16 protein-coding genes are annotated in these 19,861 nt (G+C 71.3%); 12 read left to right on the top strand and 4 right to left on the bottom strand.

The window, feature by feature from the left end; translation table 11 throughout:
• The first annotated feature begins 166 nt into the window (after positions 1 to 166).
• From ACZ6NC_RS32970 to ACZ6NC_RS32960, 3 genes are all read left to right on the top strand, one after another.
• Positions 167 to 1,660, top strand: a complete 1,494-nt coding sequence (locus ACZ6NC_RS32970; RefSeq protein WP_465737537.1) for a gamma-aminobutyraldehyde dehydrogenase — start codon at positions 167 to 169, stop codon at positions 1,658 to 1,660.
• Positions 1,661 to 1,896: 236 nt separating this feature from the next.
• Complete coding sequence (locus tag ACZ6NC_RS32965) at positions 1,897 to 3,255, top strand: aminotransferase class III-fold pyridoxal phosphate-dependent enzyme (RefSeq protein ID WP_465737536.1); 1,359 nt, start codon at positions 1,897 to 1,899, stop codon at positions 3,253 to 3,255.
• Positions 3,256 to 3,322: 67 nt separating this feature from the next.
• Positions 3,323 to 4,519, top strand: coding sequence for a polyamine ABC transporter substrate-binding protein (locus tag ACZ6NC_RS32960; RefSeq protein ID WP_465737535.1), 1,197 nt, complete (start codon positions 3,323 to 3,325; stop codon positions 4,517 to 4,519).
• 61 nt (positions 4,520 to 4,580) lie between these two features.
• Here ACZ6NC_RS32960 and ACZ6NC_RS32955 read toward each other — a convergent pair whose 3' ends face one another.
• Positions 4,581 to 6,233, bottom strand: coding sequence for a PucR family transcriptional regulator (locus tag ACZ6NC_RS32955; RefSeq protein ID WP_465737534.1), 1,653 nt, complete (start codon positions 6,231 to 6,233; stop codon positions 4,581 to 4,583).
• Between the two features lie 444 nt (positions 6,234 to 6,677).
• Between ACZ6NC_RS32955 and ACZ6NC_RS32950 the strand changes: the two genes are divergently transcribed.
• The 9 genes from ACZ6NC_RS32950 (at position 6,678) to ACZ6NC_RS32910 (ending at position 17,133) form a co-directional block, all read left to right on the top strand.
• Positions 6,678 to 8,189: a gamma-aminobutyraldehyde dehydrogenase gene (locus tag ACZ6NC_RS32950; protein ID WP_465737533.1), complete on the top strand. Its 1,512-nt coding sequence runs from the start codon at positions 6,678 to 6,680 to the stop codon at positions 8,187 to 8,189.
• Positions 8,190 to 8,239: 50 nt separating this feature from the next.
• The gene (locus ACZ6NC_RS32945; RefSeq protein ID WP_465737532.1) at positions 8,240 to 9,493 is read left to right on the top strand and encodes an ABC transporter substrate-binding protein; all 1,254 of its coding nucleotides are present in this window, start codon (positions 8,240 to 8,242) and stop codon (positions 9,491 to 9,493) included.
• A gap of 37 nt (positions 9,494 to 9,530) precedes the next feature.
• Positions 9,531 to 10,673, top strand: coding sequence for an ABC transporter ATP-binding protein (locus tag ACZ6NC_RS32940; RefSeq protein ID WP_465737531.1), 1,143 nt, complete (start codon positions 9,531 to 9,533; stop codon positions 10,671 to 10,673).
• A complete protein-coding gene (locus ACZ6NC_RS32935) occupies positions 10,670 to 11,614 on the top strand; it encodes an ABC transporter permease (protein WP_465737530.1) in 945 nt (314 codons plus the stop codon). Before ACZ6NC_RS32940 ends, ACZ6NC_RS32935 begins: the two co-directional genes overlap by 4 nt.
• Complete coding sequence (locus tag ACZ6NC_RS32930) at positions 11,614 to 12,417, top strand: ABC transporter permease (RefSeq protein ID WP_465737529.1); 804 nt, start codon at positions 11,614 to 11,616, stop codon at positions 12,415 to 12,417. Before ACZ6NC_RS32935 ends, ACZ6NC_RS32930 begins: the two co-directional genes overlap by 1 nt.
• Before the next feature lie 84 nt (positions 12,418 to 12,501).
• Positions 12,502 to 13,896 (top strand): NAD(P)/FAD-dependent oxidoreductase, encoded by a 1,395-nt coding sequence (locus ACZ6NC_RS32925; RefSeq protein ID WP_465737528.1) that lies wholly within the window; start codon positions 12,502 to 12,504, stop codon positions 13,894 to 13,896.
• A gap of 144 nt (positions 13,897 to 14,040) precedes the next feature.
• On the top strand, positions 14,041 to 14,472 hold the full coding sequence (locus ACZ6NC_RS32920; protein ID WP_465737527.1) for a bifunctional DNA primase/polymerase: 432 nt from the start codon (positions 14,041 to 14,043) through the stop codon (positions 14,470 to 14,472).
• 145 nt (positions 14,473 to 14,617) lie between these two features.
• Positions 14,618 to 15,400: a hypothetical protein gene (locus tag ACZ6NC_RS32915; RefSeq protein WP_465737526.1), complete on the top strand. Its 783-nt coding sequence runs from the start codon at positions 14,618 to 14,620 to the stop codon at positions 15,398 to 15,400.
• A 209-nt stretch (positions 15,401 to 15,609) separates the two neighbouring features.
• Positions 15,610 to 17,133 (top strand): CoA-acylating methylmalonate-semialdehyde dehydrogenase, encoded by a 1,524-nt coding sequence (locus ACZ6NC_RS32910; protein WP_465737525.1) that lies wholly within the window; start codon positions 15,610 to 15,612, stop codon positions 17,131 to 17,133.
• Between the two features lie 89 nt (positions 17,134 to 17,222).
• Here ACZ6NC_RS32910 and ACZ6NC_RS32905 read toward each other — a convergent pair whose 3' ends face one another.
• From ACZ6NC_RS32905 to ACZ6NC_RS32895, 3 genes are read right to left on the bottom strand one after another with little or no spacing between them, the layout of a single operon-like run.
• Positions 17,223 to 17,867, bottom strand: a complete 645-nt coding sequence (locus ACZ6NC_RS32905; protein WP_465737524.1) for a TetR/AcrR family transcriptional regulator — start codon at positions 17,865 to 17,867, stop codon at positions 17,223 to 17,225.
• A gap of 56 nt (positions 17,868 to 17,923) precedes the next feature.
• Positions 17,924 to 18,700 (bottom strand): DUF4166 domain-containing protein, encoded by a 777-nt coding sequence (locus ACZ6NC_RS32900; RefSeq protein ID WP_465737523.1) that lies wholly within the window; start codon positions 18,698 to 18,700, stop codon positions 17,924 to 17,926.
• Complete coding sequence (locus ACZ6NC_RS32895; protein ID WP_465737522.1) at positions 18,697 to 19,491, bottom strand: hypothetical protein; 795 nt, start codon at positions 19,489 to 19,491, stop codon at positions 18,697 to 18,699. The genes ACZ6NC_RS32900 and ACZ6NC_RS32895 overlap by 4 nt, the downstream gene beginning before the upstream one ends.
• Positions 19,492 to 19,861 lie beyond the last annotated feature (370 nt).

Here is a 19,861-nt window from a genome sequence, read left to right as displayed (position 1 = left end):
CATCGTGATATCGGAGTTGGTCTGTCGATTACCGCAGCCGTGCGGCTACCCTGGCCCGGTACGCGCGCAGCTTCGCAGCGCAGCGGGCGTACCCCCAACCAGTGGACCGCGCCGCTTCCGGCCCGGCCACTCGGCACCCTTCGTCCGGCGGACCCGCCGACGTACCATGGCGCCGGAATCTGCAACGCCGCAGGCCCAGACCGAGGAGAGACCCGTGAGCGACCTTCGCACGCTGCGCAACTACATCAACGGTGAGTTCGTCGATGCGGCGGACGGCCGCACGCTCGACATCGTGGACCCCACCACCGGCGAGGTCTACGCGACGTCCCCGCTGTCCGGCGCCTCCGACGTCGACGCCGCCATGGCCTCCGCCGCCGCGGCCTTCCCGGTCTGGCGCGACGCCACCCCGAGCACCCGGCAGAAGCTGCTCCTCAAGATCGCGGACGCGGTCGAGGCGCGCGCCGACGAGATCGTCGACGTCGAGGTGCGCAACACCGGCAAGCCCCGCGCGCTGACCCTCTCCGAGGAGATCGGCCCGATGGTGGACCAGATCCGCTTCTTCGCCGGCGCCGCCCGCCTGCTGGAGGGCAAGGCCGCCGGTGAGTACATGGATGGGATGACCTCGATCATCCGCCGCGAGCCGGTCGGCGTCTGCGCCCAGGTCGCGCCGTGGAACTACCCGATGATGATGGCCGTCTGGAAGTTCGCCCCGGCCATCGCCGCCGGCAACGCCGTCGTGCTCAAGCCCTCCGACACCACCCCGGCCTCCACCGTGCTGCTCGCCGAGATCATCGGCGGCGTGCTCAAGGAGCTGGACCTGCCGGCCGGCGTCTTCAACGTGATCTGCGGCGACCGCGAGACCGGCAAGGCCATGGTCGAGCACCCCACCCCGGCGATGGCCTCCATCACCGGTTCGGTGCGCGCCGGCATCTCGGTCGCCGAGTCCGCCTCCAAGGACGTCAAGCGCGTCCACCTGGAGCTGGGCGGCAAGGCCCCGGTCGTGGTCTTCGAGGACGCCGACATCGCCGAGGCGGTCGAGGGCATCTCGGTGGCCGGTTTCTTCAACGCGGGCCAGGACTGTACTGCCGCCACCCGCGTGCTGGTGCACGAGTCGATCCACGACGCCTTCGTCGAGGCGCTGGCCAAGGCCGCTGCCGAGACCAAGACCGGCGGCGTGGACGACGAGGACGTGCTCTACGGCCCGCTGAACAACGCCAACCAGCTGCAGCAGGTCACCGGCTTCATCGAGCGCCTGCCCGCGCACGCCAAGGTCGAGGCCGGTGGCCACCGGGTCGGCGACAAGGGCTACTTCTACGCCCCGACCGTCGTCTCCGGCCTGAACCAGGACGACGAGATCATCCAGAACGAGGTCTTCGGCCCGGTCATCACCGTGCAGAAGTTCTCCGACGAGGACCAGGCTGTCGGCTACGCCAACGGGGTGGAGTACGCGCTGGCCTCCTCGGTGTGGACCAAGGACCACGCCCGTGCGATGCGGATGTCGCGCCGGCTGGACTTCGGCTGCGTCTGGATCAACACCCACATCCCGCTGGTCGCCGAGATGCCGCACGGTGGCTTCAAGAAGTCCGGCTACGGCAAGGACCTCTCCTCCTACGGCTTCGAGGACTACACCCGCGTGAAGCACGTCATGACGGCGATCTGAACCGGGACCTGAACCGGGATCTGAAGCAGTCTGAGCCGCGATCCGGGCCGCGATCTGAGCCGCGATCCGGATCGCGCTCCGAAGCGCACTCAGAGAAGTGAATGATCGTGTGATCTGACAATGGGCCCGGGTCTCTGTGACCCGGGCCCTGTGTCTTGTCACCCTGTCGGCCGTTGGCGTGACCGCCTGACAAGATGAACCTGCATTTCCGGGGCGTGACTCCCTAGCCTTGCCGCATGAGCATCCCCACCGCTGACTCAGCTGCCGGCCAGGCCGTCAAGGCCGCCGACCGCGCGCACGTCTTCCACTCGTGGTCCGCCCAGGCGCTGATCGACCCCCTCGCGGTGGCCGGCGCCGAAGGCTCCTACTTCTGGGACTACGAGGGCAACCGCTACCTGGACTTCTCCTCGCAGCTGGTGAACACCAACATCGGGCACCAGCACCCGAAGGTGGTCGCGGCGATCCAGGAGCAGGCCGGGAAGCTCTGCACCATCGCGCCCGGCTTCGCCGTCGAGGCCCGCAGCGAGGCGGCCCGGCTGATCGCCGAGCGCACCCCCGGTGACCTGGACAAGATCTTCTTCACCAACGGTGGCGCCGAGGCCGTCGAGAACGCCATCCGGATGGCCCGGCTGCACACCGGCCGGCAGAAGATCATGTCGACCTACCGCTCGTACCACGGCGCCACCGCCAACGCGATCGCCCTCACCGGCGACCCGCGCCGCTGGGCCAACGAGACCGGGGTCTCCGGTGTGGTCCACTTCTGGGGCCCGTACGCCTACCGCTCCCCCTTCCACGCCGAGAACGAGGCGCAGGAGTGCGAGCGCGCGCTGCAGCACCTGGAGGAGATGATCGCCTTCGAGGGCCCGGGCACCGTCGCGGCGATCATCCTGGAGACGGTGGTCGGCACTGCCGGGATCCTGATCCCGCCGCAGGGCTACCTGGCCGGGGTGCGGGAGATCTGCGACCGGTACGGGATCGTCTTCATCCTGGACGAGGTGATGGCCGGGTTCGGCCGTACCGGCGCCTGGTTCGCCGCCGATCACTGGGGTGTCACGCCGGACCTGATGACCTTCGCCAAGGGCGTCAACTCGGGCTACGTGCCGCTGGGCGGCGTGGCGATCAACGCCGAGATCGCCGCCACCTTCGCCGAGCGGCCGTTCCCCGGCGGGCTCACCTACTCCGGCCACCCGCTGGCCTGCGCCTCGGCCGTCGCCACCATCAAGGTGATGGCGGAGGAGGGCATCGTCGAGAACGCGAAGCACATCGGCGAGAACGTCCTCGGCCCCGGCCTGCGCGAGCTGGCCGAGCGCCACCCCTCGATCGGCGAGGTGCGCGGCCTCGGCGTGTTCTGGGCGCTGGACCTGGTCAAGGACCGCACCACCCGCGAGCCGCTGGTGCCGTACAACGCCGCCGGCGCCGCCAACGCGCCGATGGCCGAGCTGGCCGCGGCCTGCAAGCAGCGCGGGCTCTGGCCGTTCGTCAACATGAACCGGTTCCACGTCGTCCCGCCGTGCACCGTCACCGAGGAGGAGGCCAAGGCCGGCCTCGCGGTGCTCGACGAGGTGCTGTCGCTCACCGACGCGCACACTGTCTGACCTACCGACAGGACGGCCCCGGGTTGCCCGTGCGCCCGGGGCCGTCCCATGCCCCGGAGGCCCCACCATGTCCAGCACCACCCTCACCCGCCCGGGCGGCCGCCGCCGGCCGACCCGCCGCAGCGTGCTCGGCACCGCCGGGCTGCTCGGCCTCGGCACCCTGACCGGCTGCGGCATCCCGTCCGCGTACGTGGCCGAGGACCGCCGCTCCGCCCCCGACCGCTCGGAGCGCGAGCAGCGGCTGGCCTTCTCCAACTGGACGCAGTACATCGACACCGACGACGAGGGCGGACGCCCCACCCTCGACGCGTTCACCGAGCGGACCGGGATCGAGGTCACCTACACCGAGGACATCAACGACAACGACGAGTTCTTCGGCAAGATCGGCCCGGTGCTCACCCAGGGCACCGACCCCGGCCGCGACCTGATGGTGGTCAGCGACTGGATGGCCGGACGGTACGTCTCGCTCGGCTGGGTGCAGACCATGGACCGGGCCAACCTGCCCAACGTCACCGCCCAGTTGGACCCGCAGCTGGCCAGTCCGGCGTTCGACCCCGGGCGGCGGCGCAGCGTGCCGTGGCAGTCCGGCATCACCGGCATCGCCTACAACCGCAAGGAGCTCGGCCGGGAGATCAAGTCCACCGCCGACCTCTGGGCGCCCGACCTCAAGGGCCGGGTCACCCTGTTCGCCGGGCTGGACGAGGCGCTCGGCCTGCTGATGCTGGCGCACGGTGCCGACCTCGCGGCCTTCACCGAGGACGACGCGCACCGGGCGATGGACCTGGTGCAGAAGATGGTCGACGCCCGGCACATCCGCCGTTTCACCGGCAACGACTACACCAGCGACCTGGCCTCCGGCGCCGCGCTGGCCTGCCAGGCGTACTCCGGCGACGCCGTCCAACTCACGGCCGAGAACCCGGACATCGCGTTCGTGGTGCCGGAGGAGGGCGGCGAGCTCTGGGCGGAGAGCCTGCTGATCCCCAACCGGGCCGGGCACAAGCGCAACGCCGAGCTGCTGATCGACCACTACTACCGGCCCGAGGTGGCCGCCGAACTGGCCGCCGCCGTGCAGTACATCTGCCCGGTGCCGGCCGCCCGCGAGGTGCTGGCGGCCAGCGGGGAGAGGGAGAAGGCCGAGCTGGCGGAGCACCCGCTGCTCTTCCCGACCGATGAGATGCGGGCCCGGCTGCACACCATGCGCGACGTCACCTCGGCCGAGCGGCCCGGCCTGCACAAGGTCTGGGGGCGCATCACCGGGGTCTGACTCTCACCGACGCATCGCCGCCGGTCCGGCGCTCACCGACGCGTCACCGCTGGTCCGGCCGTCACCTGCGTACCGCGTCCAGGGCGAGCAGCGCGACGTGCAGGGAGAGACAGGACTCCACCTGGTCGAGGTCGACGCCGAGGATCCGTTCGACCTTGTGCAGCCGGTCGTAGAAGGACGGCCGGGACAGGTGCGCGGCGTCGGCCGCCGCGGACTTGTTCCGGCCCTGCTCCAGGTAGATCCGCAGCATCTGCACCAACTGGGCGTTGTGCTCGGCGTCGTAGGCGAGCAGCGGGCCCAGTTCGCGCTCCACGTAGGTCTGCAGCCGGGCGTCGTCGCGCAGCAGGTGCAGCAGGCCGCGCAGCCGGACGTCGGGCAGCCGGTAGTAGGCGGCGGCCCGGCCGCCGGGTGCGTCGTGCAGGGCGGCGTCGGCGACCTGGGTGGCCTCCAGCAGGGTGCGCCGGGCGTCGCGGACCGAGCCGACCGAGGAGCCGACCGCGACCACCGGGGCCGGTACGGGGGCGGCGTCCCGGTGGGCCTCCGCGGTCAGCCGGCGCAGCGCCGCGGCGAAGGCGTCCAGAGCGGCGTGCTCGTCCTGCTGGGTGCCGAGCGCGATCAGTACGCCCACGCCCTCGTCGTCCAGCGCGCCGACCAGGGCGGAGAGCCGGCAGACGCGGACGGCGCTCGCCGCCAGCTCGGTGAAGTCGCGCAGCCGGGCCTGCGCCTCCAGGGCGGCCGGGATCGGCCCGCGGCGCTGGCGCAGCACCACGCCGACCAGCCGTCGGCTCTCCAGCGGCACGCCGAGCGCCTGGGCGCGCAGGGCGACCTCGGAGACGGTCAGCGCGTGGGTCAGGATGCCGGAGAGGAGGGTGCGGTGGGTCTGCCGCTCCAGGCTCTCCCGGTCGCGGACCACCAGCCGGTTGAGCGCCAGCGCGGAGGCCCCGCGCTCCAGCAGCATGGTGTGAGGGTGGGTACCGCCCTCCGGCAGCGGCCCCGGGTCCTGCACCAGGACGAGCCGGCCCCAGTCCTGGCCGCGGGCTCCGACGGTGGTCACCAGCCAGCCGCTGCGCGGGTCGTGGCCGGTCCGCCCGGCCGGGCGGACCCCGCGGGAGCGGCGCTCCCAGTCCTCCAGCAGCTCGGTCTCGGGCCGGCCCGCGGTGTCGTGCGCGAGCACCTGGTGGGCGAGGTTCTCCAGGACGACGGGCCCGCCGGCCATCCGGGCCACCTGGCGGACGACCTCGGCCGGTTCGGCGCCCTCCACCACCAGTTCGTTGAAGACCTGGTGGACCGCCTCGGAGATGCGCAGCTGCTCCAGCTGGGCGTTGACCACCAGGGCGTGCACGGCCTCGGTGACGGCGACGAAGCGCAGCTCGCGGCGGAGCGCGATCAGCGGCAGGCCGCGCTGCTCGGCGGCGTGGACGAGCGCGCGCGGCAGCGAGTCGAAGTAGCGCCGGCCGAACTCGATGACCAGCCCGGCCACCCCGACCTCGTCCAGCTCGCGCACGTACTGCGCCAGGCCCTCGCGGTGCTCGGGCAGTGCGATGCCGGTGGTCAGCACCAGCTCGCCGCCCTGGAGGACGCCGGCGACGTCGGGCAGTTCGCTGACGTGGACCCAGCGGACCGGGCGCTCCAGATGGCCGGCGCCGGCGACGACCTGGGGGAGACCGCGCCGCATCACCTCAAGGTCGAGCACACGGGCGACGGTGGGGAGCATCGCGGGCCTCCAGGGTTCAGAGTGTCAGGTAAATCATCCCTCGCGGCGACGATCTGTTGCCCTGCCCGAACCCTTCCACCCTGTAAGGCCCTTTGTGCCGCGCTTGTCGCAGTGACCCTTGTCACGCCCGGGCGGCACCGGGCATGGTCAGCGGGTCGGCTGTGGCGAAACACGACATCACCGTCGGAATCCGTCGCGTAACCAGAAAGCAACAGCGGAATCCCTTGCCGGGGTAACGCACGGCTGTCAGGATCGCGCTCCCGGTGATCGACCGGACCGGATTCCCCCCGTACCCCGGGGCGCGGCGACTCGACCAGTCGTACGACGCCGGTACGGGCCCCGTGCCCGCCGGCACGGGCAGCATGGCGGGGATCAGCCGATCGGCAGGCCGTACGGGCAGTCGAACCGCAGGCCGTCGAACCACCGGGCACTTGGAGGAACCAGATGGACCTGACCGACTTCGGGGCAGGCGCGCAGTACATCGCGGGCCGGCAGAGCCGGGGTGGCGGCGAGCCCTTCCAGGTCGTCAACCCGGCCGACGGCAGCGTCGTCGAGCAGGTCTCCCTGGCCTCCACCGAGCAGGTGGACGCCGCCGTGGCCGCCGCCCGGGCCGCGCTGCCCGAGTGGGCCGGTGCCACCCCGGGCGCCCGCTCCGAGGCACTGACCCGGCTGGCCGGCGTCCTCACCGACGCCGCCGCCGACCTCGCCGCGGTGGAGACCGCGCAGACCGGCAAGCCGGTCAAGCTCGCCACCGAGTTCGACGTCCCCGGCACCATCGACAACACCGCGTTCTTCGCCGGGGCCGCCCGCAACTTGGAGGGCAAGGCGGCCGGCGAGTACTCCGGCGACCACACCTCGTACGTGCGGCGCGAGCCGATCGGCGTGGTCGGCTCGATCTCGCCGTGGAACTACCCGCTGCAGATGGCCGCCTGGAAGATCCTCCCGGCCATCGCGGCGGGCAACACGATCGTCCTCAAGCCGGCCGAACTGACCCCGCTGACCTCGCTGATGTTCGCCCGGGCCTGCACCGCGGCCGGCATCCCGGACGGCGTGGTCAACGTCGTCACCGGCGCCGGGCGCACCGCGGGCGAGCACCTGGTCTCCCACCCGGACGTCGCGATGGTCTCCTTCACCGGCTCCACCCCGGTCGGCCGGCGGGTCGCCGAACTCGCCACCACGGGCGTCAAGCGCACCCACCTGGAGCTCGGCGGCAAGGCCCCGTTCGTGGTCTTCGACGACGCCGACCTGGACGCCGCCGTACACGGCGCGGTCGCCGCCTCCCTGATCAACGGCGGCCAGGACTGCACCGCGGCGACCCGCGCCTACGTGCAGCGCCCGCTCTACGAGGCCTTCGTGGCCGGCGTCGCCGAGCTGTACGGCGCGATCCGGCTCGGCGACCCGCTGAACCCGCAGACCGACCTCGGCCCCCTCGTCTCCTTCACCCACCGCGACCGGGTGGCCGGCTTCGTCGAGCGCGCCCGCTCGTACGCGACCGTCGTCACCGGCGGCCGCGCCCCCGGGAAGGGCCACGACGGCACCGACCTCACCCGCGGCGCCTACTACGCGCCCACCCTGGTCACCGGCGCCACCCAGGACAGCGAGATCGTCCAGGGCGAGATCTTCGGCCCGGTTCTGGTCGTGCTGCCCTTCGACAGCGACGACGAGGGCCTGCGGCTGGCCAACGACACCCCGTACGGCCTGGCCGCCTCGGCCTGGACCAGCAACGTCCACCGCTCGCTGCGGGCCACCCGGGAGATCGCGGCCGGCTGCGTCTGGGTCAACGACCACATCCCGATCATCAGCGAGATGCCGCACGGCGGTTACAAGTCCTCCGGCTACGGCAAGGACATGTCGCAGTACTCGCTGGACGAGTACACCCAGGTCAAGCACGTCATGTTCGACACCACCGCGGTCGCCCGCAAGGACTGGCACCGCACCGTCTTCGGAGACAGATAACCGGCCGGGTGGACCCCCACACCCCCCTTCTCCCCCAGGAGGCCCGTTCCATGGCGTTCAACGAGCTCACCGACGGCCTGTCGGAACCGGTCCGCAAGGCCTGGGAACGCAGTCTGACCGGCGGCCGGGCCGCCCTCAGCAGGCGGACCGTGCTGCGGGCCGCCGCCCTCACCGCCGGCGCGGGCAGCCTGGCCGCCTGCGGCATCCCGCCCGCCAGGACCGCCGGGACCGGTGATTCCACCGCGAACGCCGCCAAGGACCTCTCGGACAGCGAGAAGGAGGTGAACTTCTCCAACTGGCCGCTCTACGTCGACACCGACGAGGAGGACAAGGAGAAGCACGGCACGCTGGAGGCCTTCACCGCCGCCACCGGGGTCAAGGTCAGGTACACCGAGGACGTCAACGACAATGTCGAGTTCTTCGGCAAGGTCAAGCCGCAGTTCGCGGCCGGCCAGGACACCGGCCGCGACCTGATGGTGCTCACCGACTGGATGGCCGCCCGGCTGATCAGGCTCGGCTGGGCACAGAAGCTCAACCCGGCCAACGTCACCACCGCCATCACCAACGTCGAGTCGCGCTTCCGCGCCCCCGACTGGGACCCGGGCCGGCTCTACAGCTACCCCTGGGCCGGCATCCAGACGGTGGTCGCCTACAACAAGAAGGCCACCAAGGGGAAGGCGGTCACCAGCATCGCGCAGCTGCTGGAGGACCCGGACCTCAAGGGCCGCGTCACCTTCCTCTCCGAGATGCGGGACAGCATCGGGATGACCCTGGTGGACATGGGCAAGGACCCGGCGAAGTTCACCGCCGACGACTACGACGCGGCGATCGCGCGACTGCAGAAGGCCGTGGACAACAAGCAGATCCGCCGCTTCACCGGCAACGACTACGGCCAGGAGCTCTCCTCCGGCGACATCGCGGCCTGCGTCGCCTGGGGCGGCGACCTGATCCAACTGCGGGCGGACAACCCGGACATCGAGTTCGTGATCCCGGAGAAGGGCTTCGTCACCGCGACGGACAACATGCTGGTCCCGGCCAAGGCGCAGCACAAGGCCAACGCAGAGAAGCTGATCGACTTCTACTATCAGCCCAAGATCGCGGCGCAGCTGGTCGCGGGCATCGGCTACGTCTCCGCCGTCGCCGGGATGCAGGAGGAGCTGGCCGCCCTCGCCCCGGACAGCGCGGCCAACCCGCTGGTCGTCCCCACCCCCGAGATGGCGGCCAAGGCGCACGTCTTCCGGACCCTCAGCGAGACCGAGGAGAGCGGCTTCGAGGAGAAGTTCTCCAAGCTCATCGGCGCCTGACCCCCACTGACGGCAGAGAACCAGAGAGACACCACCCATGACAGAGCAGCAGCGCTCCGCGGCCACCGGCGGCGACGTCCGCCTCACCGGCATCGGCAAGACCTACGGCTCCTTCACCGCCGTCCACCCGCTCGACCTGACCGTCCCGCAGGGCTCCTTCTTCGCCCTGCTCGGCGCCTCCGGCTGCGGCAAGACCACCACCCTGCGGATGATCGCCGGCCTGGAGGAGCCCACCAGCGGCACCGTCCTGATCGGCGGCCAGGACGTCACCACCCTGCCCCCGTACAAGCGGCCGGTGAACACCGTCTTCCAGAGCTACGCGCTCTTCCCGCACCTCGACATCTTCGAGAACATCGCCTTCGGCCTGCGCCGTCGCGGCCGCAAGGACGTCAAGAAGCAGGTCGACGAGATGCTGGAGCTGGTCGAACTCGGCCAGTACGCCCGGCGCAAGCCGCACCAGCTCTCCGGCGGCCAGCAGCAGCGAGTCGCCGTCGCCCGCGCGCTGATCAACCACCCGCAGGTGCTGCTCCTGGACGAGCCGCTCGGCGCCCTCGACCTCAAGCTCCGCCGCCAGATGCAGCTGGAGCTCAAGCGGATCCAGACCGAGGTCGGCATCACCTTCGTCCACGTCACCCACGACCAGGAGGAGGCCATGACCATGGCCGACACCATCGCGGTGATGAACGGCGGCCGGGTCGAACAGCTCGGCGCGCCAGCCGACCTCTACGAGAACCCCGCCACCACCTTCGTGGCCAACTTCCTCGGCCAGTCCAACCTGCTGCCCGCCGAGGTCACCGGCGGCGAGGGCGAGGACCTGCTGCTCACCGCCGGCGGCGTCCGGCTCGCCGTCCCGAAGGCCCGCTGCGCCACCGAGGCGAAGAAGGTCCACCTCGGCGTTCGGCCGGAGAAGATCACCATCGAGCACACCTCCGCCGAGGTCGCCGAGGGCCGCAACCGGCTGGCCGCCACCGTGGTCGACTCCAGCTTCATCGGCGTCTCCACCCAGTACCTGGTGCGCACCGACGGCGGCCAGGAGCTCACCGTCTTCGAGCAGAACATGGAGCGCGACGCCCGGATCGTCCCCGGCGCACCGGTCGTCCTGCACTGGAACCCGGCGCACTCCTTCGCCCTGGACGCCGCGCAGGCGATCGACGCGGGCACCGGGGAGGAGGCGGCATGACCACCACCACCCCGGCGGCACCGCCACAGTCCATACCGCCCGACGGCAGCCCGCTCCCCGGAGCGGCCCCGAAGCAGAAGCGCCGGCTCACCCCGTACTGGCTGCTGCTGCCCGGCATCGCCTGGCTGGTGGTCTTCTTCGCGGTGCCGATGGTCTACCAGGGCTCCACCTCCCTGCAGACCGGCTCGCTGGAGGACGGCTTCCGCGTCACCTGGCACTTCGCCACCTACTGGGACGCCCTGGTCGAGTACCGCTGGCACTTCGTCCGCTCGTTCGGCTACGCCGCCACCGCGACCGTGATGTGCCTGGCCATCGGCTACCCGCTCGCGTACACGATCGCCTTCAAGGCGAGCAAGTGCTGGCGCAACGTCATCCTGATCCTGGTGATCGCGCCGTTCTTCACCAGCTTCCTGATCCGCACGCTGGCCTGGAAGACGATCCTCTCGGACGGCGGCCCGGTGGTCGGCGCGCTCAACGCCCTGCACATCCTGGACGTCACCAGCGCGGTCGGTCTCACCTCCGGCGACCGGGTCCTGGCCACACCGCTCGCCGTGGTCTGCGGCCTCACCTACAACTTCCTGCCGTTCATGATCCTGCCGCTGTACACCTCGCTGGAGCGGATCGACCCGCGCCTGCACGAGGCGGCCGGCGACCTCTACGCCCGCCCGTTCACCACCTTCCGCAAGGTGACGTTCCCGATCTCGCTGCCCGGCGTGGTCGCGGGAACGCTGCTCACCTTCATCCCGGCGTCCGGTGACTACATCAACGCCCAGCTGCTGGGCTCGCCGAGCGAGCAGATGGTCGGCAACGGCATCCAGAAGCAGTTCCTGAACGTGCTCGACTACCCCACGGCGGCCGCGCTGAGCTTCATCCTGATGGCCCTGATCCTGGGCATGGTGACGGTCTACATGCGCAAGGCCGGGACGGAGGAACTGGTCTGATGTCCCGAGTGTTCACATGGATCCGCGCCCACCTGGTGGTGCTGGCCGGCCTGCTGGCCCTGGCCTACCTGGTGCTGCCCAACCTGGTGGTCCTCGCCTTCTCGTTCAACAAGCCGGTCGGCAAGTTCAACTACGAGTGGTCCGAGTTCTCCACCGACGCCTGGACCGACCCCTGCGGCGTCGCCGACATGTGCCAGTCGCTCTCGCTGAGCCTCCAGGTCGCGGTGCTCGCCACCATCGGCGCCACCGTCCTCGGCACCATGGTCGCCTTCGCGCTGGCCCGCTACCGCTTCCGCGGCCGCTCCGCCACCACCGCGATGATCTTCCTGCCGATGGCCATGCCCGAGGTGGTGATGGCCGCCTCGCTCGGCACCCTCTTCCTCAACATGCGCATCCCGTTCGGCTTCACCACCATCCTGATCGCGCACATCATGTTCTGCCTCAGCTTCGTGGTGACGGCGGTCAAGGCGCGCGTGATGAGCATGGACCCGACGCTCGAACAGGCCGCCCAGGACCTCTACGCCACCCCCGTCCAGACCTTCCTGAGGGTCACCCTGCCGCTCGCCGCCCCCGGCATCGCCGCAGGCGCGCTGCTCAGCTTCGCGCTCTCCTTCGACGACTTCATCATCACCCAGTTCAACTCGGGCCCGACCACGGTCACCTTCCCGATGTTCGTCTGGGGCGCCTCGCAGCGCGGCATCCCGGTGCAGGTGAACGTCATCGGCACCGCGATGTTCATCGCCGCCGTCGGGCTCACCGTGGGCGGCCAGTGGCTCGGCAACCGCCGCAAGGCCACGGGCTGAGGTACCTGCCCGCGGTACCGGCCGACGTACCGTCGAACACGGCCGACAAACCAACCCCTATGTTCTGAAAGTGGCTGATAATGCATGGACTCCGCCCGCGCACTCAGTGACGCCAGGCCCACCCCCTTCTGGCTGGAGGACCCGGGCCGGCCGGAGGCGCTGTCCGCCCTGGTCGGCGACGTCAAGTGCGACCTGCTGGTCGTCGGCGGCGGCTACTCCGGACTCTGGACCGCCCTCCTCGCCAAGGAGCGCGACCCCTCGCTCGACGTCGTCCTGGTCGAGGGCAACGAGGTGGGATGGGCCGCGTCCGGGCGCAACGGCGGATTCTGCGCGGCCAGCCTGACCCACGGCTTCGGCAACGGCCTCCAGCGCTGGCCCGGCGAACTCGCCCAGCTGGAACGCCTCGGCGCCGCCAACCTGGACGGCATCGAGGCCACCCTCAAGCGGTACGGCATTGACGCCGAGTGGGAGCGCACCGGCGAGATCGACGTCGCCACCCAGCCCCACCAGGTCGAGGAACTGCACGAGATCGCCGAGGCCGTCACCGAGTACGGCCTCGACATCACCGTCCTCGACGCCGACGCGCTGCGCGCCGAGGTCGACTCGCCGACCTTCCTCGGCGGGCTCTGGGACAAGGAGGGCGTGGCGATGGTCCACCCCGCCAAGCTCGCCTGGGGCCTCAAGGACGCCTGCCTGGGCCAGGGCGTGCGGATCTTCGAGCACACCCGGGCCCTCGACCTGCGCGAGTACGGCAGCGGCATGGCCGTCCGCACCCCGTACGGGCGGATCCTCGCCCGCCGCGTCGCGCTCGGCACCAACGTCTTCCCGTCCCTGGTCAAGCGGGTCCGCCCGTACGTCGTACCGGTGTACGACTACGCGCTGATGACCGAGCCGCTCAACGCCGAGCAGCTCGCCGCGATCGGCTGGCGCGGCCGGCAGGGGCTCGGCGACAGCGCCAACAAGTTCCACTACTTCCGGCTCTCCGCGGACAACCGGATCCTGTGGGGCGGCTACGACGCGGTCTACCACTACGGCGGGCGCGTCCGGCACGAGTACGACCAGCGGCCGGAGACCTTCCGGACCCTTGCGCAGAACTTCTTCCGCTGCTTCCCCCAGCTGGAGGGGCTCCGCTTCACCCACGCCTGGGGCGGCGCGATCGACACCTGCAGCCGGTTCTCGGCGTTCTTCGACACCGCCTACCGGGGCCGCGTCGCCTACGCGACCGGCTACACCGGACTCGGCGTCGGCGCCACCCGCTTCGGTGCCGAGGTGATGCTCGACCTGCTGGAGGGCGCCCGGACCGAACGCACCTCGCTGGAGATGGTGCGCAGCAAGCCGCTGCCGTTCCCACCCGAGCCGGTCCGCTGGGCCGGGATCGAGATCACCACCCGCTCGCTCGAGCGCGCCGACCGGACCGGCGGCCGGCGCAACCTCTGGCTGCGCACCCTCGACCGGATGGGGCTGGGCTTCGACAGCTGAGCCATTCGGATCACGTGATCCGGCTACCCGTGTAAGAGAGACCCGCCGTCCGCCTCTCGTTGGTGACGGCGGGTCTTGGTGTCCCGTCGCGCCACGACCAGTGAGCTACGACCGGTAGCGGCGCTGAGAGACGGGGACAGGACCATGGAGAGCACCGGACTGCACTGGCTCGCCGAGGCGGCACCGGACCCGGAGGCCTTCCGGGAGCAGTGGGAACGCACCGGACTGGGCCTGATGCTGCTGCCCGCCGGCCGGCGCTGGGACGTCCTCTCGGTGCCGGGTCGGCTCGGCCGTCCCGTCCTCGACATCCTGGACGGCCGCTCCTGCGGCCCGGTCCTCACCGACTTCGGCGGCGAGAGCGTCGGCTTTCTCGTCCCCGTCGGCACCGCAGCCCGCTGGATCGGCACCGGCGTGCGCACCGCGGGCGACGGCACCTGGATCGTCGTCCCGCACCCCGCGCGGCGCAGCCGGGGCGTGCGTTGGCTCGTCCCGCCCGACGGCTCCGGGCGGCTCAACGATCCGGTCGTGCTGGAACTCGCCCTGCACGAGGCCGCCGCCCGGCTCAGCGATTGGTGAGGGGGCTTCTGGGCCGGCGGCTCCCGGTGAAGGTGCTTCCGGGCAGGCGGCTCCCGGTGAAGGTGCTTCTGGATCGGCGGCTCCCGGTGAGGGGGACGCCCGGCGCGTAGGCGCGCGGGGCGGGCGGCCGCGTCAGACTGGAAGCGTGACCACCGCCCCGGGCGCCGTCGACGCTCCCCTCCGCCCCGGCCCGGCCCAGCTGCGGCTCGCCGAGCTGGCCCGGCCCGTCTGCGACCGGCTCGGACTCGCCCTCGCCGGCGGGCACGCGCTGCGCGCACACGGGGTGCCGGCCAGCGCCCAGGACGGGCTCACCCTGGTGACCAGCGGCGGCACCGACCTGCCGCAGGCCGCCGCCGAGCTGGCCGTCGCCTACCGCGCGGCCGGCGGCGGGGTCGCCGAACGCCCTGGCACGCCGCGCCTGGAACAGCTCTCCGTCCGGCTGACCCTCGGCGGGCGGACACACACGGTGGAGCTGCGCAAGGAGCCGCTGGGCCACCGCCCGGTACGCCTGGACCTCGGCGTACCGGAGGAGCCCTTGCCGATGACCGCAGTCGCCCTGGAGGACGCGGCCGCGCTGGCCACCGCGCTGCTCGCCGACCGCGGCCTGCCGCGCGACCTGGTCGACGTGCACGCGCTGACCGCCTGGTACCGGGAGGGCGAGCTGCTCGCGCTGGCCGGCGCGCTGGACACGGACCTCCAGCCCACCGTCCTCGCCGACCGCCTGGAGACGTTGGCCGACGCCGCCGACGGGCGGTTCCGCGCCCGCGGCGTCGCCGGTAGCGCGGTCGACGGGCTGAAGCGGTGGGCGCTGGCCTGGGCGCAGGACCTCCGGCTGGACCTGCTGGAGACGCAGGAGGCCCCGGACGGGCTGCACGACCCGTACCTGGAGGACGTCGAGGAAGAGGCCGCGGAAGCGGAAGAGCGCTGAGCTTCGCCCGTTCGGCCCAGCCGGCCTACGACCTGTAAGGCTGAATCCCCGATGCCCGTCAGCCTGTTCGTTGAGGCCGGGCACGGCGCCCACCAGACTGGGGGGTGAGCGCGGTAGCCCCGTGATCCCGTCGCCCGGCCCACTCGCGGGCGGCGCCAGACAAGGGACCGACGGCAGGACGCCGCCCGGGACTTCGGAGGCAGACGGACTTGAGCAAGCACATCATCCACTGGATCGGCGGCGAGCCGGTCGCCACCGCCGGCACCGCTCCCCGCCGCGGTGACATCTTCGACCCGGCCACCGGCCAGGTCGCGGGCCACGTCGACTTCGCGGAGATCGCCGAGGTCGACCAGGCGGTGGCCGCCGCCGCGTCGGCCTTCACCGAGTGGCGCAACGCCTCGGTGGCCAAGCGCAGCACCGTCCTCTTCAGCTTCCGCGAGCTGCTCAACGCCCGCCGCGACGAGCTGGCCGCGATCATCGTCTCCGAGCACGGCAAGGTGCACTCCGACGCGCTCGGCGAGATCGCCCGCGGCCTGGAGGTCGTCGAGTACGCCTGCGGCATCCCGCAGCTCCTCAAGGGCGGCTTCACCGAGCAGGCCTCCACCGGCATCGACGTCTACTCGATCCGCCAGCCGCTCGGCCCGGTCGCGATCATCTCGCCGTTCAACTTCCCGGCCATGGTGCCGATGTGGTTCTTCCCGATCGCCATCGCGGCCGGCAACACCGTCGTGGTGAAGCCCTCCGAGAAGGACCCGTCGGCGGCCAACTTCCTCGCCGAGCTGTGGAAGGAGGCCGGTCTGCCGGACGGCGTCTTCAACGTCGTGCACGGCGACAAGGTCGCCGTCGACCGCCTGCTGGAGCACCCCGACATCAAGTCGGTCAGCTTCGTCGGCTCCACCCCGATCGCCCGGTACGTCTACGAGACCGGCACCCGCTACGGCAAGCGCGTCCAGGCGCTCGGCGGCGCCAAGAACCACATGCTCGTCCTGCCCGACGCCGACCTCGACCTCAGCGCCGACGCCGCCATCAACGCCGGCTTCGGCGCGGCCGGCGAGCGCTGCATGGCCATCTCGGTCCTGGTCGCGGTCGACCCGATCGGCGACGAGCTGGTCGAGAAGATCAAGCAGCGGATGGCCCAGCTGAAGGTCGGCCCCGGCTGCAACGGCGAGTCCGAGATGGGCCCGCTGGTCACCGGCCAGCACCGGGACAAGGTCACCTCCTACGTGGAGTCCGGCGTCGCTGACGGCGCCGAGCTCTCCGTCGACGGCCGCAAGCACCCGATCACCGCCGAGGACAGGAACGGTGCCCCGACGGCGGACGGCTTCTGGCTCGGCCCGACGCTGTTCGACCACGTGAAGCCCGGCATGTCCGTCTACAACGACGAGATCTTCGGCCCGGTGCTGTCGGTCGTGCGCGTCGCCTCGTACGAGGAGGGCGTCGCCCTCATCAACGCCAACCCGTACGGCAACGGCACCGCCATCTTCACCAACGACGGCGGCGCGGCCCGGCGCTTCCAGTACGAGGTCGAGGTCGGCATGGTCGGCATCAACGTGCCGATCCCCGTCCCGGTCGCCTACTACTCCTTCGGCGGCTGGAAGGCCTCCCTGTTCGGCGACACCCACGCGTACGGCCCGGACGGCGTGCAGTTCTTCACCCGCGGCAAGGCCGTCACCCAGCGCTGGCTCGACCCCTCGCACGGCGGCATCAACCTCGGCTTCCCGACCAACAGCTGAGCCCCGCTTCGCCAAGGCCGCCGGCCGGACCCCTCTCCCCGGGATCCGGCCGGCGGCCTCCCGTCGTCGCTCGGGGTACGTCGCTCCGGCTACGCGGACCCGCCGTTGCGGCCGACCTCGCGGCGCACCTTGGCCCGGACCGCCCGCGACACCACCGGACCGAGCCCGTCCACCACCTCGACCAGCACGCCCAGCCGGTCCAGCGCCGCGAACGCCCCGGCCGCCCCCTGCGGGTCCACCCCTTCGTACAGCTCCAGCCCGACGAAGGCCGCCGCCACCGCACGGGCAAGCCCCGGCAGATCGAGGAACTCGGCGAGCGGATGCCCCGCGTACAGCCGCTCCAGGACACGCTGGAGCTCGTCCGTCCACATCCGCAGCGCGTCGGCCGTCGCCTCCGCGAGCTGCGGATGGCCCGTCGCACCGGCCAGGAACTGCCCGAGCAGGGCGATGTTCCCCGCGGCCCGTTCCTGCTCGTTGAGGTCCTGCCCGATGCTCAGCAGTTCGCGTAGCGAGCCCGCCGCCTCGAAGTGCGGCCGGTAGCGGTCCAGCCGGAGCCCGGTCTCGCGTAGCGCGGCCGCGGCCAGCAGGCCCTCCACCGTCTTGAAGTGGTAGAACACCAGGGCCTGGTTGGCACCGATCTCGGCGGCGATCGTGCGTGCCGATACCCCCGAGATTCCCTGCCGTTTGAGCGCGCTGATGGCAGCCTCCATCAGCCGCTCGCGTGTGTCGCTCATGTGCGGCAGCGTAGCGGCCCCGCTCCGCCGTCCGGGCGTCGGCCGGTTCCGGCCGCTCACGTACGGACGGACTCCCGGACCGGGCGGACATGGCTCGGAATGCCCTCAGGACCGACCTGGGGGTACTCCGCGGTGAACCACCCCTGGTACCCCATCACCAGGCCGACCAGCGGGTTGATCACCCGGACCTGGATGCGGAACCGGCCGGCCTCCTCGTCGAACCACTCGTGCAGGTCCGCCCGGCCGGTCAGCACGGCAGGCCAGCGCGGCGAACCAGGGAGCGCGGAGACCCGCTGCTCACCGGAGGAGATCAGCAGTCCGCCGCGCCCGGTGACCCGGACGTGCAGGTCCACGGCGAGGTGCTGATGCGTCCCCAGGAAGTCGATGACCGTACCCGGCTGCTGCGGTGCGGCCACCATCGTCGCGTCGAAGCGGCGGGGCCAGGTGAACTGGAACGTCCGCACGAAGGTGACCGTCTCCCGGCCGAAGCCGTCCCGGTAGGCGTAATTGGCGATGGTGAACGGAACATCGCGGCCCTGCTCCGGAAAGAGGATGTTCTGCCGGCTCCCGAGCCGGAGCAAGGGGGCGAGCCACCGGGCCCCCTGTCGGATGCGTTCCATCCGGCCGGTGCCGATGCAGGCGACGCCGTCCTGGGAGGAGAAGCCGAACCGGCGCTGGAGCTCGGGGTGCAGCCGGTCGAAGTCTGCCCCCAGGGCCTGCCGGAAGATCGACGGGCCGGCGCTCTCGGCCGTGGCGGCAGCGATGGACGAGGCGGTGGTGAAGGTGGCGGTGGTGGCGGTGGTGGCGAGTGCTGAGGCTGCGGCGATGGTCACGGCGTCTCCAAGGTGTTGAGCAGGCGGGGCCGGCGGGTGCTGCGGGCGGGGCTCTTCCTGTCCGGGCGCCTCGCACAACGCCGGGCGGCAGGGGTGACGGGGGAGGGCGGTACAAGTGCGGAGAGAAGGAGGACGACTCCGCCGCAGGCCGTCCCTATGACCGGGCCGGCCGCGCCGGCCGTCAGCAGCGCGGCTGCGACGGCGGTCCCGAGCCGCGCACCGGTCTCGGCCAGGGCGTGCAGGCGCGCGCGTTCGGGTGGGATCCCGCGCTCGGCCCAGAGCCGCAGCCGGTCGAACGACCACGCGGTGAGCCATCCGACGGCGGGGCGTACGAACCAGTGGTCCAAGAGGGCACCACCGGGCCATCGCCAACTCCGGTAGTGGTAGCCCGTGACGAATTGGACCGTTCCGTCGGAGGGCGACACAGCCGGCACGTAGCGCCAGTAGCCGGAGCCCTCCTGTAGCGGCGAGAGCCCGTTATCGGCGACGAACCGCAGCGCGCTGATCCGTGACCCGTCGGGCCGGTACCGCTCGGCCATGGTGATCCCGGTACCCGTGAGCGCCGGGCCGCCCGGCAGCCCGAGCAGGTAGCGGAAGCGGATCGCAGCCGGGCGGCCCGACTCTCCGCTCTCCTCCTCCTGTGCAGAGGCTCCGTACCGGATCCGCGTGAAGCGTGCGTCCCAGCGCTGGTGCTTGTGTGGTGTCTGGGTGAGGTCCCAGAGCACGTCCATCGGTGCCCGGATCTGCGTCTCGACGTAGATCGGCCTGGCCGGCCGCCTGATAGCAGGCATGACTGCCCCCCGAATGAGAGTTTGAGCGACTGCTCAACTTCGATGGGCGTCCATGATGGCAGAGATTTGAGCGGTCGCTCAAGGGTGGCTACGAGTCGCCGAGGCGTTTGCTTCGCCCGGAGGATCGGCGTAGTGTTCTCTAGTCGCTCGGCATGGAGCACCGGACACGCATCGGCGCGGACGGTCCCGGGGCGGCCAATCCCTAGAAACATCATTTCCCGGTTCGGGCTGGGTTGCGCCTTGTCTTTTTCGGCAACGCGGCTCGGGTCTTATTTGGTGTGCCCGTTTATATGGATTGCGGCCGGATTCGCTTTCTGAAGCGGGGATCGGCTAGAGTTTGAAACGTCGGACGGGGCGTCAAGCCGCAGAA

Source organism: Kitasatospora sp. NPDC041988, from assembly GCF_055588525.1.
The sequence above is the reverse complement of the archived record's forward strand: the minus strand, read 5'-3'. Positions and strand labels throughout refer to the sequence as shown.

Excerpts from the sequence above, each read along its gene's own strand:
- ACZ6NC_RS32945 (WP_465737532.1), top strand. The coding sequence starts at position 8,240 with ATGGCGTTCAACGAGCTCACCGACGGCCTGTCGGAACCGGTCCGCAAG.
- ACZ6NC_RS32895 (WP_465737522.1), bottom strand. The coding sequence starts at position 19,491 with ATGCCTGCTATCAGGCGGCCGGCCAGGCCGATCTACGTCGAGACGCAG.
- ACZ6NC_RS32955 (WP_465737534.1), bottom strand. The coding sequence starts at position 6,233 with ATGCTCCCCACCGTCGCCCGTGTGCTCGACCTTGAGGTGATGCGGCGC.
- ACZ6NC_RS32905 (WP_465737524.1), bottom strand. The coding sequence starts at position 17,867 with ATGAGCGACACACGCGAGCGGCTGATGGAGGCTGCCATCAGCGCGCTC.
- ACZ6NC_RS32965 (WP_465737536.1), top strand. The coding sequence starts at position 1,897 with ATGAGCATCCCCACCGCTGACTCAGCTGCCGGCCAGGCCGTCAAGGCC.
- ACZ6NC_RS32930 (WP_465737529.1), top strand. The coding sequence starts at position 11,614 with ATGTCCCGAGTGTTCACATGGATCCGCGCCCACCTGGTGGTGCTGGCC.
- ACZ6NC_RS32925 (WP_465737528.1), top strand. The coding sequence starts at position 12,502 with ATGGACTCCGCCCGCGCACTCAGTGACGCCAGGCCCACCCCCTTCTGG.
- ACZ6NC_RS32950 (WP_465737533.1), top strand. The coding sequence starts at position 6,678 with ATGGACCTGACCGACTTCGGGGCAGGCGCGCAGTACATCGCGGGCCGG.
- ACZ6NC_RS32960 (WP_465737535.1), top strand. The coding sequence starts at position 3,323 with ATGTCCAGCACCACCCTCACCCGCCCGGGCGGCCGCCGCCGGCCGACC.
- ACZ6NC_RS32970 (WP_465737537.1), top strand. The coding sequence starts at position 167 with ATGGCGCCGGAATCTGCAACGCCGCAGGCCCAGACCGAGGAGAGACCC.
- ACZ6NC_RS32940 (WP_465737531.1), top strand. The coding sequence starts at position 9,531 with ATGACAGAGCAGCAGCGCTCCGCGGCCACCGGCGGCGACGTCCGCCTC.
- ACZ6NC_RS32935 (WP_465737530.1), top strand. The coding sequence starts at position 10,670 with ATGACCACCACCACCCCGGCGGCACCGCCACAGTCCATACCGCCCGAC.
- ACZ6NC_RS32920 (WP_465737527.1), top strand. The coding sequence starts at position 14,041 with ATGGAGAGCACCGGACTGCACTGGCTCGCCGAGGCGGCACCGGACCCG.